The organism is Steroidobacter denitrificans (assembly GCF_001579945.1).
Taxonomy (GTDB): Bacteria; Pseudomonadota; Gammaproteobacteria; order Steroidobacterales; family Steroidobacteraceae; genus Steroidobacter; species Steroidobacter denitrificans.
In genome coordinates, this window is sequence record NZ_CP011971.1 from 587,972 (window position 1) to 601,328 (window position 13,357).

At 63.1% G+C, this 13,357-nt stretch carries 14 protein-coding genes and 1 tRNA gene; 13 read left to right on the top strand and 2 right to left on the bottom strand.

What is annotated here, in order from left to right; translation table 11 throughout:
• Positions 1 to 93: 93 nt before the first annotated feature.
• From ccoN to ACG33_RS15995, 5 genes are read left to right on the top strand one after another with little or no spacing between them, the layout of a single operon-like run.
• Positions 94 to 1,584, top strand: coding sequence for a cytochrome-c oxidase, cbb3-type subunit I (gene ccoN, locus ACG33_RS02505; protein WP_237392666.1), 1,491 nt, complete (start codon positions 94 to 96; stop codon positions 1,582 to 1,584).
• Between the two features lie 40 nt (positions 1,585 to 1,624).
• Complete coding sequence (ccoO, locus tag ACG33_RS02510; RefSeq protein WP_066922723.1) at positions 1,625 to 2,314, top strand: cytochrome-c oxidase, cbb3-type subunit II; 690 nt, start codon at positions 1,625 to 1,627, stop codon at positions 2,312 to 2,314.
• Complete coding sequence (locus ACG33_RS15580) at positions 2,311 to 2,544, top strand: cbb3-type cytochrome oxidase subunit 3 (RefSeq protein ID WP_083536377.1); 234 nt, start codon at positions 2,311 to 2,313, stop codon at positions 2,542 to 2,544. The genes ccoO and ACG33_RS15580 overlap by 4 nt, the downstream gene beginning before the upstream one ends.
• The gene (gene ccoP / locus ACG33_RS02520; RefSeq protein WP_083536378.1) at positions 2,541 to 3,521 is read left to right on the top strand and encodes a cytochrome-c oxidase, cbb3-type subunit III; all 981 of its coding nucleotides are present in this window, start codon (positions 2,541 to 2,543) and stop codon (positions 3,519 to 3,521) included. Before ACG33_RS15580 ends, ccoP begins: the two co-directional genes overlap by 4 nt.
• A complete protein-coding gene (locus tag ACG33_RS15995; protein ID WP_157071640.1) occupies positions 3,518 to 3,754 on the top strand; it encodes a hypothetical protein in 237 nt (78 codons plus the stop codon). Before ccoP ends, ACG33_RS15995 begins: the two co-directional genes overlap by 4 nt.
• A 112-nt stretch (positions 3,755 to 3,866) precedes the next feature.
• Here ACG33_RS15995 and prfA read toward each other — a convergent pair whose 3' ends face one another.
• Together prfA and hemA are read right to left on the bottom strand one after the other, a co-directional pair.
• Positions 3,867 to 4,949, bottom strand: a complete 1,083-nt coding sequence (gene prfA / locus ACG33_RS02525; RefSeq protein WP_066918422.1) for a peptide chain release factor 1 — start codon at positions 4,947 to 4,949, stop codon at positions 3,867 to 3,869.
• Positions 4,946 to 6,208, bottom strand: coding sequence for a glutamyl-tRNA reductase (gene hemA, locus ACG33_RS02530; RefSeq protein WP_066918424.1), 1,263 nt, complete (start codon positions 6,206 to 6,208; stop codon positions 4,946 to 4,948). The genes prfA and hemA overlap by 4 nt, the downstream gene beginning before the upstream one ends.
• Before the next feature lie 247 nt (positions 6,209 to 6,455).
• On the opposite strand from hemA, the gene ACG33_RS02535 reads away from it, so the two are divergent.
• From ACG33_RS02535 to ychF, 8 genes are all read left to right on the top strand, one after another.
• Positions 6,456 to 8,033: a tetratricopeptide repeat protein gene (locus ACG33_RS02535; protein ID WP_066918426.1), complete on the top strand. Its 1,578-nt coding sequence runs from the start codon at positions 6,456 to 6,458 to the stop codon at positions 8,031 to 8,033.
• A gap of 93 nt (positions 8,034 to 8,126) precedes the next feature.
• Positions 8,127 to 8,690, top strand: coding sequence for a lipoprotein insertase outer membrane protein LolB (gene lolB, locus ACG33_RS02540; protein WP_066918428.1), 564 nt, complete (start codon positions 8,127 to 8,129; stop codon positions 8,688 to 8,690).
• A complete protein-coding gene (gene ispE, locus ACG33_RS02545) occupies positions 8,687 to 9,553 on the top strand; it encodes a 4-(cytidine 5'-diphospho)-2-C-methyl-D-erythritol kinase (protein ID WP_066918429.1) in 867 nt (288 codons plus the stop codon). The genes lolB and ispE overlap by 4 nt, the downstream gene beginning before the upstream one ends.
• A gap of 6 nt (positions 9,554 to 9,559) precedes the next feature.
• Positions 9,560 to 9,634, top strand: a tRNA-Gln gene (locus ACG33_RS02550).
• Positions 9,635 to 9,653: 19 nt separating this feature from the next.
• On the top strand, positions 9,654 to 10,607 hold the full coding sequence (locus tag ACG33_RS02555) for a ribose-phosphate diphosphokinase (protein ID WP_066918431.1): 954 nt from the start codon (positions 9,654 to 9,656) through the stop codon (positions 10,605 to 10,607).
• A 178-nt stretch (positions 10,608 to 10,785) separates the two neighbouring features.
• Positions 10,786 to 11,460, top strand: coding sequence for a 50S ribosomal protein L25/general stress protein Ctc (locus ACG33_RS02560; protein ID WP_066918434.1), 675 nt, complete (start codon positions 10,786 to 10,788; stop codon positions 11,458 to 11,460).
• Between the two features lie 162 nt (positions 11,461 to 11,622).
• Complete coding sequence (gene pth / locus ACG33_RS02565; protein WP_066918436.1) at positions 11,623 to 12,204, top strand: aminoacyl-tRNA hydrolase; 582 nt, start codon at positions 11,623 to 11,625, stop codon at positions 12,202 to 12,204.
• Complete coding sequence (gene ychF / locus ACG33_RS02570; RefSeq protein WP_066918438.1) at positions 12,204 to 13,295, top strand: redox-regulated ATPase YchF; 1,092 nt, start codon at positions 12,204 to 12,206, stop codon at positions 13,293 to 13,295. Before pth ends, ychF begins: the two co-directional genes overlap by 1 nt.
• Positions 13,296 to 13,357 lie beyond the last annotated feature (62 nt).

Genomic DNA, 13,357 nt, shown 5'->3' on the forward strand with positions numbered 1-13,357 from the left:
GCATCGTGCCGTGGGATCCGATCCTATGGTGAGGAAGCGGTACTGAGTTATACAATGTCTAAATTGCACGCAACTCATTATTGAGAGCCGCCATTGAAAGCCGTCATACAAACCCCTGAAGCCTACGATGACCACGTCATACGTCTGTTCCTGCTGGCTGCGGCCGTGTGGGGTATCGTCGGGATGTCGATCGGGGTCCTGGCCGCGACCCAGCTCGCCTGGCCGGCATTGAATTTCGAGGTGCCCTGGCTCACATTCAGCCGCATCCGTGCGAATCATACATTCGGCGTGATTTTCGCGTTCGGCGGCTCGGCGCTGATGGGGTCCTGCTACTACGTCGTACAGCGCACCGGACACACGCGCCTGGCACTGGGCAAGCTGGCGCTGTTCACGTTCTGGGGTTGGCAGCTGGCATGCGTCCTGGCCATGGCGACGATGCCCTTCGGCATCACCCAGAGCAAGGAGTATGCCGAGCCGGAGTGGTTCGTAGACCTGCTGGTGGCGGTGGTGTGGGTGTCTTTCGGCACGGTGTTTTTCGCTACGCTGGCGCGGCGGCGCATTCGTCATATCTATGTGGCGAACTGGTATTACGGTGCCTTCATCATCGCCGTAGGCCTGCTGCACATCGTCAACAATCTCGCACTGCCCGTGTCCTTGACGAAGTCCTATCCGGTCTACTCGGGCGTCGTGGATGCCATGGTGCAGTGGTGGTACGGCCATAATGCGGTGGCTTTTTTCCTGACTGCCGGCTTCCTCGGGATGATGTATTACTTCGTGCCGCGCCAAGCGCAGCAGCCGCTGTGGAGCTACCGCTTTTCGATCGTCAATTTCTGGGCGCTGATCTCCATCTACATGTGGGCCGGCTCGCATCACCTGATGTACACCGCCCTGCCGGATTGGGTGCAATCGGTGGGCATGGCGTTTTCACTTGTCCTGCTGATGCCCAGCCTGGGTTCGGCGGCAAACGGCTTGCTGACGTTCAACGGCGCATGGGACAAGTTGCGCACCGATCCGGCAGTGAAATTCATGGTGCTGGCGCTGGTGTTCTATGCCGCCTCGACGTTCGAGGGGTCGATGCTGGCGATCAAATCGGCCAACTCGCTGTCGCATTACACGGACTGGACGGTTGCGCATGTGCATTCCGGAGCGATCGGCTGGGTGGCGATGATCACGATCGGTTCCTTGTATGCAATGGCGCCGCGGGCGCTGGATCGCCCGGCGATGCACTCCAAGCCGGCCATGGAACTGCATTTCTGGCTGCACACGGCGGGACTGCTGTTGTACGTGGCCTCGATGTGGGCGTCGGGCATTACCGCGGGATTGATGTGGCGCGCCACGAATCCGGATGGATCGTTGACCTACAGCTTCCTGGCGAGCTTGATCGCCATCAAGCCCTACTACTGGATTCGTGCCTTCGGCGGGCTGCTGATTCTTTCGGGAATGGTGGTGATGGCTTGGAACTTGTGGCATACCGCGGCGATGGCCCGGGCGAAGCTGATCAAGCCGATCCTGGTGCCGCTTCCGGAACATATCCCCGATCCGGTCGAAGGCCAGGTGCCTGCACCGCTGCCGGCACGTACCTGAGGCCGGCCCGAACAATCTGTCTGGGAAATCGAACATGGGATTGCGCTACAAACATTTCGAAGCGATCGAGAAGCGCGCGGGTCTGCTCGGCGTATTGACCGCGGTCATGGTGTCGCTCGGCGGACTGGCGGAGATCACCCCCTTGCTCATACGGGCACATTCGGTGACGCCGCCGGCGAACGTGCAACCCTATGACGCCCTGCGGCTGGCGGGCAAGGACGTCTATGTGCGCGAGGGCTGCTATTTGTGTCACTCGCAGATGATCCGTGTGCTGCGCTTCGAAACTCAGCGCTATGGCGAGCATTCCACCGCCGACGAGTCGATCTATGACCGGCCGTTCCAGTGGGGTTCCAAGCGTACGGGACCGGATCTGGCACGTATCGGCGGCAAGTATTCCGATCAGTGGCAGCGATTGCATCTACTCGATCCGCGGTCGCTGGTGCCGGAGTCGAACATGCCCGCCTATCCGTGGCTCGAGAAGCGCCAGGTCGACGGCCTCGACGTCCAGGCGCGCATGCGCACATTGCGTCGCCTGGGGGACCCCTATACGGATGAGGAAATCGCGGTGGCACCCGAAGCGGTCGCCGGCAAGACCGAGATGGATGCGCTGGTGGCCTACCTGCAAGGGTTGGGGCTGCGCTCCACGGCGTCTGCAGAAATCGCGGCGCTCCAGGATGATGGGGCGGACAGCGAAACTTCCGGGGGTGCCGGAACGGGAGCTGCGCCATGAGTGCGTTCTGGGGAAATTTCGCCGGGGTGGTTACGGTGATCCTGATGGTGTGTTTCATCGGTATCTGGGTGTGGGCCTGGCGGCCTCGTCATCGGCGGGTGTTCGATGCGATGGCTCAGGTGCCGATGGGCGATGCGCTGTCGCTGCACGATGCGGTGACCGCCGCGCCGGAGGCGTCGATGAATGACTCGAGCGGCAATGGCCGGATGCATGAGGACGCGACGCGATGAGCACCTTCTGGTCCGCTTGGGTGATGTTCCTGGTGGTGCTCAATTTAGGCATCACTTTTTTCCTGTTCCTCTGGGCTCCGCGGGTCAAGATTCCGGTCTTGCCCGACGGCACGACCGGCCATGTGTGGGCGCATGGCGCCTTGCGCGAATCGGTGCGCAAGCTGCCGACCTGGTGGATAGGGTTCTCTGCCAGCATGTTTTTGTGGGGATTCATTTATCTGGCGCTGTATCCCGGCTTCGGGGCGTTCAAGGGTCTGCTGGGATGGACTTCGGGCGCGCAGCTAGAACAACAGGTACGTGTCAACGACGCGCTCAGGGAGCCGATATTGCAGCGCGTGCGCGCCGGCACGGTCGAGGCGCTGGCCGGTGATGCGCAGGTGACGGCCATCGGTCATACCTTGTTTCAGGAAAACTGCGCGGCCTGTCATGGCAGCACAGGGCGGGGCAACACCGTGTTAGGCGCGCCGAATCTCGTGGATGACGATTGGCTGTATGCCGGAGATGGAGAAACCATCCTGACCAGCATTCTGGATGGGCGCCGCGGCGTCATGCCGGCATGGGGCGGCGCCCTGGGGCGTGAAGGCGTGAACCAGGTGGCGGCCTATGTGCTGAGCCTGGGTGGAAGCGAGGCGCCCGAGGACTGGGTGGCAGCAGGCCAGACCCATTACGCGACATTGTGCGTCGCCTGCCACGGTGCCGATGGCCACGGCAATCCGGTGCTGGGCGCGCCGAATCTGACGGATGACATCTGGTTGTATGGCGGTGATTTCGCGCGAATCGCCGAGACCATCAGGGATGGGCGTGCCGGCGAAATGCCCTCCTTGCGGGCTCGCCTGGGCGAGGATCAGGCTCGCATCATTGCCGCCTGGGTCTATGCTCAATCGCACGCTGCCGCCGGCAATCCGCCGGTAGATTCGTCGATGGATTCACCGGACGGCGAACCGTCTTCCGGTGCGCAGCCGCACGAGGCCGGATGAGGGATCCCGGAGCGGGCGGGCGGCCGGCTGTATCGCGGTCGCACTGGTATCACCAGCCGGTGGCATGGCTGGGTGTGCTGATCTTTCTGGCCTCGCTGGCCGGATGTGTGTGGCTGATCATCGCCTCGCTGCGCTATGACGAGAATGCATTGCCCGACAGCGGTGAGCAGTTGCTCAAGATGCCTCTGGAGCGGGTGCCGGACTCGGGTGTCCAGCCGCTTCCCGGCCGGTAGCCTCCCGGGGTGGAATCTGTCGCGCAAGGCTCAGGCTTGGAGAATTTTGGCCTGTGGGATGGATGGGTTCTGAAGAGTGGATCGGACTTGGACGGTCCATGACGGCCGCTCGTCAGTCGGCCAGCCTGGAGAGTTCCTCGGCCTGATATTCCTGCTGCAGGGGCTGGATCAGCTCCTCGAGCTGGCCGCTCATGACGTCCGCGAGCTTGTAGACGGTCAGGTTGATTCGATGGTCGGTGACCCGACCCTGCGGGAAATTGTAGGTACGGATGCGTTCGGAACGATCGCCCGAACCGACTTGCAGCTTGCGCGATTGAGCTTCGGCCTTTTCACGCCGTTCGCGCTCCGCAGCCATCAGGCGTGCTTTCAGCAGCGACAGCGCGCGCGACCGGTTCTTGTGTTGGGAGCGTTCATCCTGGCATTCCACGACCATTCCGGTCGGCAGATGGGTGATGCGGATCGCCGAATCGGTCTTGTTGACGTGCTGACCGCCGGCGCCGGAGGCGCGAAAGGTATCGATGCGCAACTCGGCCGGATTGATTTCCACCTCGCCGGCTTCATCCAATTCGGGAAGGATGGCGACGGTGCAGGCCGAGGTATGGATGCGCCCCTGAGCTTCCGTGGCCGGCACGCGCTGCACCCGGTGCGTACCGGACTCGAACTTGAAATGCGAGAAGGCGCCGCGGCCGACGATGCGGCTGATGATTTCCTTGTAGCCGCCATGTTCTCCGGGGCTTTCCGAGAGTATCTCCACGCTCCAGCATTGTTCGTCTGCGTAGCGGGAATACATGCGGAACAGATCGCCGGCAAAGATCGCCGCTTCGTCTCCCCCGGTGCCGGCACGTATTTCCAGATAAATATTGCTGTCGTCGCGGATATCCTTGGGCAATAGCAGCTTGGCCAGTTCCTCCTGTTCGCGTTCGATGCGCGCATCGAGGCTGGCAAGCTCCTCGCGGCCGAGTTCCCGCAATTCCGGATCGGTACCGTCGACCATGTCCTGCGCCTGGCTGCGCTCGATCAGGGTGCGCATATAGCCCTGATAGCGCGATACCACGGGTTCCAGCCGCGCATATTCCATGGACAGTTCCCGGAACCGGGCGGTATCGGCGATCACGGATGCGTCGGCGAGCATGGCGCTCACTTCTTCATGGCGTTCGGCGAGGGTTTCCAGTTTTTTGCGTATCGAGTCTTTCATTCGCTGGGGTCGGCGGCGAGCAGTGCGCGCGTGGTTTCGAGCAGATGCTCTTCGCCACGCTCGGCAGCATCGCGCAGGCGTTGGATGGGACCGTGCAACAGGCGATTCGTCAGTGTCGCACCCAAAAATTCCAGGACTTCCCGCGGGTCGCGTCCGGCGGCCAGCATGCGTCGCGCCTGGGCGGCGGTCTGATCGCGAATCATGTCCGCTTCATCCCGCAGCTGGCGGATGGCCGGCACGGCATGCAATGTTTTCAGTTGCAGTTCGAATTGTGCGGTTTCTGCGGCCAGCATCTGGCTGGCATCCTTGGCCGCGGCACGGCGCGATTCAAGATTCTCATTCACCACATTTTGAAGATCGTCGATTGTGAACAAGTAGACGTCCTGGAGTTCGGCGATGGCGGAGTCGATGTCGCGTGGCACGGCGATATCGACCATGAAAATAGGTTTGCGCCGGCGCGCGCGCACGGCCGCCTTGACGGCTTCCAGCGTGATGAGGGGAGTCGGGCTGGCGGTCGAGCTGACTACGATATCAGCTTCGGGCAGGTGGGCGGCGAGGGCATCGAGGTCGATGGCCGAGCCGTTGAACTCGGCGGCCAGTGATTGGGCGCGCTCCTGGCTGCGGTTCGCAACGATCAGGCGGCGCAGGCCGTTGGCGTGCAGATGCCGAGCCACCAGTGTGATGGTTTCGCCGGCGCCGACCAGCAGCGCGGTGTGATCGGAAAAACGCTCGAACATGGTTCGCGCCAACGACACGGCGGCGGAAGCCACCGAGACGGCGTTCGCGCCGATACGGGTCTGGGTCCGTACCCGCTTGGCGACCGCAAAGGCGGTCTGCATGGCCCGATTCAGGTAGGGACCGGTCACTCCCTGGCTCAGGGCGGTACGGTAGGCGTCCTTGAGCTGGCCCAGGATCTGGGATTCACCCAGCACCAGGGAGTCCAGGCCGCAGGCCACCGAAAACAGGTGCTGCAGGGCGGCGGTGCCGCGCAGCCGGTACAGGGCGCCGCCGGTTTCCAGGTGCAGCGCGCTGAGTTCGTGCCAGCCGGCCAGCCAGTTCACCAGGATGCTGGTGTCGACGTCGGTGACGCAATACAGCTCGGTGCGATTGCAGGTGGAGACGATCAGCGACTCACGCACGCCGGGAACCGTGGTCAGCTCTTGCAAAGCTTCCGGCAGTTCCTCGCCCGCAAAGACTACTTTTTCGCGGATCTCGACGGGGGCGGTGCGGTGGTTTATTCCGATGACGACGAGTGGCATGCCGGTGGTTGTTGCAACCGGATCGGGATTCTCAGGGATGGGGGCTCGGATGACAAGCGACTCACGTTTCCAAGAGGCTGCGCGCCGCCCGGAAGAACGGCCTGGAGGCTGCTATAGTGCGGTGACGATGATCCCAGCTCATGCTTCGACGTCAGCCGCCGCGCTGATACTTGTGATCCTATCCCTGTTGTCGGCCTGTACGCTGCCGGGGCAGCGTGGAGACCGGCCAGCCGGATCCGATGAGGAGATGCTTCCGGCCGATCCGGACGCGCTGGTGCTGGGGGCCGAGGTGGCCTTGCAGCGTGGCCGGTATCTGGATGCCAGCCGCGCCTACGTGCGAGCGGCACTGGCGAGCGAGGATGAGACTGTCGCGGAGCAGGCAGCTCGCCTTGCGTATGAGCATGAACAATGGACGCAGGTTCTGGCAGCAGCGGATCGCTGGCTGGCGCTGAACCCGACCAACGAGGAAGCGCAGCGCTTTGCGGCCTTCGCGGCCTTGCACCTGTACCGGATCGATACCGCCGAGGAGCATCTGGGCATATTGCTGAACACGGCATTCATCAGTCCGCAGGCGGGTTTTCTGGCGCTGCTGCCGCAACTCGTCGAGGAAGCCTCACCGTCGGCAGCCACGGCCGTGTTGCAGAGGTTGGTGCCTCGTTTCGATGACATGACCGAGGCGCACTATGCGCTGGCGCAGGCGGCGATACGGTCCGATAACTACGCGCTGGCGCGGGTGCATGCCCGCCGGGCGCGTGAACTGGGGGCCTACTGGGCGCCGGCCGGCTTGTTGCTGGCGCGGGTGCAGATGCTGCAGGGCGAGACGGATGCAGCGCTCGCCACGGCACGGACCGTGATCGCGCAGGAGGATCTGGATGTCTATCGCCTGGAGTATGCACTGATGTTGCTGCAGGCCGGTGAGGAGACGGAGGGCCGCAGGCAGCTGCTCGCCCTGAGTGACAGCGAGACGGCGGGAGCGATGGTGGAGCGCGCCCTGGCCGATATCGATTTCCAGCTCGGCAATCGCAGCGCGGCCGCCAGGCGTTTCGGCCATCTGGTCTCGACCGGCCGTTTCGTCTACGAATCGTTGTTTTATTTGGGTGCGCTCGCCGAGCAGCAGGACAATCCGGAGGATGCCCTGCAGTTCTATGAGCGCGTCACCGGCGGGGATATGGCGATGGCCTCGCAAGCGCGTGCCGCGCGCCTCAAGGCGCAGCGGGAGGGGCTGGAAGCCGGTTTGGTGCATTTGCGGGAGTTTGCCGCGACCCGGCCGCAGTATCGTATCGATACCCTCGTGGCGCAGGCATCTCTCAGGGGGAGCAATGCCGATTCTGCCGGCGCGCTGGCGTTGTTGGATACGGCTCTGCAGGACTATCCGGATTCGATCGAGCTGCGCTTTGCCCGGGTATTCCAACTGGAGAAAACCGACAAGGTGGCCGAATCGGTGGCCGCGCTCAGGAAGATCGTGGCGGACCGGCCGGGCGATCCGACAGCCGAAAATGCGCTGGGCTATACGCTCGTGGATCGCACCCGGGCGTACCAGGAGGGTTTCGGCCTGATCGAGCGCGCGCTGGCCCAGGCGCCCGACAATGGCGCGGTGCTGGACAGCATGGGGTGGGCCCTGCATCGCCTCGGGCGTCATGTAGAGGCGCTGAAATATCTGGAGCAGGCCAGAGGCCGTATCGATGATCCGGAACTCGATCTGCACCTGGGTGCAGTGCTGCTGGCGCTGGACCGCAAGGCGGAGGCGCGCGAAGTGTGGCGCCAGGCGAGCGAGCGATATCCCGACAACGCCGAGCTGAAGCGGCAGCTGCAAAAGCTTGAATAGCCCGAGGCGCTCATGAACTCTCCATGCTTGCGACCGGCGGCCGATCCTGGCCGGCCGGCGGCGATGCCGGCGTGTTTCCCAGGATCGCTGCTCATGGCCCTGCTGCTGCTCGTGATGACGGGTTGCGCGGGTGTGCCGCGCTCTGCGCCATCCCTGCCGGTGGATCTTGCAAGTCTGGATCGATGGCAGGCCCACGGCAGGCTGGGTGTCTCCGGGACGCAGCGAGGCGGTTCCGGCTCGTTCGACTGGCAGCAGCAGGGTCGGCGTGCCGAGGTCCGTATTCGCGGACCTTTGGGATTGGGCAGTGTGCATATGCAATTGCTTGGGGATGCCGCGCGGCCAAAGCTGCGGCTGGAAACCGGCGATGGCCGGGTGCTCCATTCACAGGCTGCCTGGGATGAGTTGGAAGCGCGTCTGGGCGAGGATGTGCCGGCCGGCAACCTGCGCTACTGGTTGCTGGGCCTGGCGGCGCCTGGAGAATATCGCTGGCATGATGATGAACGCACGGGCGATGTGGTTCTGGAGCAGGATGGCTGGCGTATCGATTATCAGCGCTATTCGACCGAGGCCGGTGCCCGGGTGCCGGTAAAGATGCGTGCTTCCAACGGTCAGGCACAAGTGCGCATCGTCGTGGATCAGTGGCGGTTGGGACAATGAACCGGGGTGCGGCGCTGGGTCCGGATTCGCCCTGGCTGGCGCCTGCAAAACTTAATCTGTGCCTGCATATCCTCGGGCGGCGTGCGGATGGCTATCACCTGCTGCAAAGCGCCATCCAATTCATCGATCTATGCGATCGGTTGAGATTCTACCGGCGCGAGCGAGGCCGGATCGAGCGTATCGACGGACCGGCCGAGGTTCCCGCCGAGGAGGACATGGTCATCCGTGCCGCACGCCTGCTGGCCTCCCGCCATGAGGTTCCATCCGGGGTCGCCATCGCGCTCGACAAGCGTATTCCGATGCAGGCCGGCCTGGGCGGGGGCAGTTCGGATGCCGCCACCGCGCTGCTGGCATTGAACCGACTGTGGGGGCTGGGACTGGGCCTGGAGGTGCTGGCGGAGCTGGGCTTGAGTCTCGGGGCGGATGTGCCGGTGTTCGTGCATGGGCGGGCCGCCTGGGTGGAGGGTATCGGGGAACGTCTCACGCCGGTGGATTTTCCTACCGGGGTTTATTTGCTGCTGGAACCGGGGGTGCGGGTGAGTACGGCCTCCGTGTTTCAGGATGCTGAATTGACACGTAATTCCCCCGTCACGACAATACGCGACTTTCTCTCCGGGGCGGGCCGCAACGATTGTCTCGCCACGGTGTGCAGACGCTATCCAGAGATCGCTGAAGCGCTTGATTTTATTGATAAATTCGGAAATGCAAGGCTGACCGGAACAGGTGCTTGCGTGTTTGCGGCCATGCCTGATGAGCGCGCGGCGCGCGGCGCACTGGCACAATTGCCGCCACGCTGGCGCGGCCATGTCGTACATGGATTGAACCGCTCGCCGGCATGGGATCATCCTGCACTCGATCGCTGAAGAAGTTGGGGCGTAGCCAAGCGGTAAGGCAGCGGGTTTTGATCCCGCCATCCGGAGGTTCGAATCCTCCCGCCCCAGCCATTCCTATGTGGGAGCCTTGATGGATCGTTCAACGATGGCGGTATTCGCGGGCAGTGCCAATCGGCAGCTCGCCCACGATATCGCCCGCCATATGATGGTGCCGCTGGGCCGCGCGTCCGTCGGCCGCTTCAGCGATGGCGAGACGACGGTCGAGCTGCTGGAGAATGTCCGCGGCCGCGATATTTTCATCGTCCAGCCGACCTCGCCGCCGGCAAACGAACATGTGATGGAACTGCTGGTGATGGTCGATGCCTGCCGGCGGGCTTCCGCGGCGCGCATCACCGCCGTCGTGCCCTACTTCGGCTATGCTCGTCAGGATCGGCGGCCGCGCGCCACGCGAGTGCCGATCACCGCCAAGCTGGTCGCGAACATGATCGCGAGTGCCGGTGTCGATCGTGTGCTGACCGTCGATCTGCATGCCGATCAGATCCAGGGCTTCTTCGATATCCCGGTGGACAATGTATATGCCTCGCCGGTGTTGTTGGGCGACGTCTGGCGGCGCAAGTATGACAATCTCATGGTGGTCTCGCCGGATGTGGGCGGAGTGGTGCGCGCCCGGGCCTTGGCGAAACGTCTGGACGATGCGGAACTGGCGATCATCGATAAACGCCGTCCGCGCGCCAATGAATCGGAGGTAATGAACATTATCGGCGAGGTGGCCGGCAAGACCTGCGTGCTGGTCGATGACCTGGTCGATACCGCCGGCACTTTGTGCCATGCGGCGCAGGCGCTCAAGAAGGCGGGAGCGCAAAAAGTGTACGCCTATATCACGCATGCGGTGTTGTCGGGACCGGCGATCGAGCGGATTACGAAGTCCGATCTCGATGAACTGGTCGTGACGGATACGATTCCGCTGTCGGAGGCCGCCAGGCAATGCACGAAGATTCGCCAGCTCAGCGTGGCTGGACTGTTGGCGGAAACGATGCGGCGCATCCGCGACGAGGAGAGCGTCAGCTCGCTTTATATCGATTAATGATGCGCCTGGTGAAGCGACGCTTCGCCAGGAGGCGGGGCGATAGAGGCTGAGCGATAGAGCTTGGGCGATACGGCCCGGGCGATGCCGCGATGACGATACAACGATTGATGGGTGCGCCGCCTGCCTTTGGTCGCGAAGCAGGCGTCGCGTATTGTTCCTTTGTTTGGAGTCCGACATGAAAACTTCTTTTGAACTCGTCGCCGATCCGCGCGAGGTGCAGGGGAAAGGTGCGAGCCGCCGCCTGCGTCGAGCCGGAAAGGTTCCGGCGATCCTGTATGGCGGCGGTGCGGAGCCGGTGCAGCTGGTTCTGGACCAGCAGAACTTGTTGACCATGACCGCCAATGAGCGGTTCTTTTCCACCATCCTGTCCGTGAAAAGCGGCGGCAAGGTGCAGCCAGCGATCCTCAAGGATTTGCAGCGTCATCCGGCAAAGAACCAGATCCTGCACATGGATCTGCTGCGTGTGCTGGAAGATGAGAAGATCCGTATGATGGTGCCGTTGCACTTTGTCGGTGCCGCAGGTTCCCCGGGCGTCAAGACGCAGGGCGGTTCGGTGTCGCATCTGCTCAACGAGGCGGAGGTCAGCTGCCTGCCGAAGGATCTGCCGGAATCGCTGGTGGTGGATCTGTCCGAGATGGAAATCAACCAGATGAAGCGCCTGTCGGATATTCCGCTGCCGGAAGGTGTGGAACTGACGGCGCTGACCCACGGCCGCGACGAAGCGATCGTCTCCATGCATCGTCCACGCGCCGAGGAGGCGGAAGCGCCTGCCGCGGCGGCGGCGGCTGGCGGCGATGCGAAAAAGGACGAGGCTGCGGCGGGCGCCAAGAAGGACGCCGGCAAGAAGTAAGGCTGGCGGCCCTCCGGCGGCTTCAGCGCCGGAGGGCCGCTCGTCGTTGCGCTGTCTCGCGGGGTCCGCCATGGACTTCCTCAAAAGCATCTCCGCGTTCGCGACGAATGCGCTGGCGGCACGGCGTGAGGATTCCGACCGCCGTTGCCATGGATATCCCTCATGCCTGGCACTGCCTTGAAAATCATCGTCGGGCTCGGCAATCCCGGTCCCGAGTATTTGCTGACGCGCCATAACGCAGGTTTCTGGTTCGTCGATGCGCTGGCGGCCCGCCTCGGTGGTCATTTTCGCGGGCAAGGAAAGTTTCACGGCGATATTTGCCGGACAACGATCGCAGCCGGGGAAATCACGCTGCTCAAGCCCATGATCTACATGAATCGCTGCGGCTTGGCAGTGAGGGCCTTGTCCGATTACTTGCAAGTTCCACCTGAGGAAATCCTGATCGTCCATGACGAGCTGGATCTGCCGCCCGGCGAGGCGCGCTTCAAGTTCGCCGGCGGCGCCGGCGGCCATAACGGGCTGCGCGATGCGATCAGTCATATCGGCACCGGCTTCTGGCGCCTGCGCCTGGGCGTCGGTCATCCCGGCGAGCGCTCGGAAGTAATCGATTATGTATTGCGCCGCGCGCCGAAAGCGGAAGAGGACGTCATCCTGGATACGGTGCAGCGGGCCCTGGATGCGCTGGAGACGTTTCTGGAACAGGGATCCGAGCGCGCCATGAACGATCTGCACAGGAAGAAATAATGGCCATCAAATGCGGTATCGTCGGCCTGCCCAATGTCGGCAAGTCGACGCTCTTCAATGCGCTCACGCGGGCGCAGATCGCCGCGGAGAATTATCCGTTCTGCACGATCGATCCGAACGTCGGCGTGGTGCCGGTGCCCGATCCACGTCTGGATTCTCTGGCGAGCATCGTCAAACCTGAACGTATCCTGCCGGCCACGGTGGAGTTCGTGGATATCGCCGGACTGGTGGCCGGGGCGTCCAAGGGAGAGGGGCTGGGCAACAAGTTCCTGTCCCACATCCGGGAAACCGATGCGATTGCACATGTCGTACGTTGTTTCGAGGATGACGATGTGGTGCACGTGGCTGGACGCATCAAGCCTCTGGACGATATCGCGGTCATCGACACCGAGCTGGCGCTGGCCGATTTGGACACGATCGAGCGGGGGCTGCTGCGCGCGGAGAAGGCCTCCAAGGCGGGTGACAAGGATGCGATCCGTCTGCGCGATTTGCTCAAGGGCCTGCGCGATCACCTGGACGCGGGCCGGCCGGCACGTTCGCTGCGCCTGGATGCCGACGAACGCCGGCTGTTGCATGATCTGCATCTGATCACGCTCAAGCCCCTCATGTACGTGGCGAACGTGGCGGAAAACGGCTTCGAGAACAACCCGCATCTGGACGCGGTCAGGGTGCTGGCAGCCGACGAAGGCGCCGAAGTGGTGGCGGTGTGCGCCGCAATCGAGGCGGAGATCGCGCAGCTGGAAGAGGCCGACCGCGCTGATTTTCTCAATGATCTCGGCCTGGAGGAGCCGGGTCTGAATCGGGTCATTCGCGCCGGCTATGCCTTGCTGGGGCTGCAGACCTATTTCACCGCCGGGGTGAAGGAGGTGCGTGCCTGGACCGTGCGGGTGGGCGCGACGGCGCCGCAGGCCGCCGCCGTCATTCATACGGATTTCGAGAAGGGATTCATTCGCGCCGAGGTCATCGCCTATGAGGATTTCCTGCGTTACAAGGGCGAGCAGGGGGCGAAGGAGGCTGGACGGATGCGCCTGGAAGGCAAGGAGTACGTCGTCCAGGAGGGGGACGTGATGCACTTTCGGTTCAACGTGTGACCCTAGAGAGCCATTTCTCAGCATTTCACAAGATTGCTTAGAACCCAGAAAGCAGCGCTAGA

Bases quoted from the DNA above. Each gene is read 5' to 3' on its own strand.
- ACG33_RS15580 (WP_083536377.1), top strand. From the start codon at position 2,311: ATGAGTGCGTTCTGGGGAAATTTCGCCGGGGTGGTTACGGTGATCCTG.
- ccoP (WP_083536378.1), top strand. From the start codon at position 2,541: ATGAGCACCTTCTGGTCCGCTTGGGTGATGTTCCTGGTGGTGCTCAAT.
- ACG33_RS15995 (WP_157071640.1), top strand. From the start codon at position 3,518: ATGAGGGATCCCGGAGCGGGCGGGCGGCCGGCTGTATCGCGGTCGCAC.
- prfA (WP_066918422.1), bottom strand. From the start codon at position 4,949: ATGAAAGACTCGATACGCAAAAAACTGGAAACCCTCGCCGAACGCCAT.
- hemA (WP_066918424.1), bottom strand. From the start codon at position 6,208: ATGCCACTCGTCGTCATCGGAATAAACCACCGCACCGCCCCCGTCGAG.
- ACG33_RS02535 (WP_066918426.1), top strand. From the start codon at position 6,456: ATGCTTCCGGCCGATCCGGACGCGCTGGTGCTGGGGGCCGAGGTGGCC.
- lolB (WP_066918428.1), top strand. From the start codon at position 8,127: ATGGCCCTGCTGCTGCTCGTGATGACGGGTTGCGCGGGTGTGCCGCGC.
- ispE (WP_066918429.1), top strand. From the start codon at position 8,687: ATGAACCGGGGTGCGGCGCTGGGTCCGGATTCGCCCTGGCTGGCGCCT.
- ACG33_RS02555 (WP_066918431.1), top strand. From the start codon at position 9,654: ATGGATCGTTCAACGATGGCGGTATTCGCGGGCAGTGCCAATCGGCAG.
- ACG33_RS02560 (WP_066918434.1), top strand. From the start codon at position 10,786: ATGAAAACTTCTTTTGAACTCGTCGCCGATCCGCGCGAGGTGCAGGGG.
- pth (WP_066918436.1), top strand. From the start codon at position 11,623: ATGCCTGGCACTGCCTTGAAAATCATCGTCGGGCTCGGCAATCCCGGT.
- ychF (WP_066918438.1), top strand. From the start codon at position 12,204: ATGGCCATCAAATGCGGTATCGTCGGCCTGCCCAATGTCGGCAAGTCG.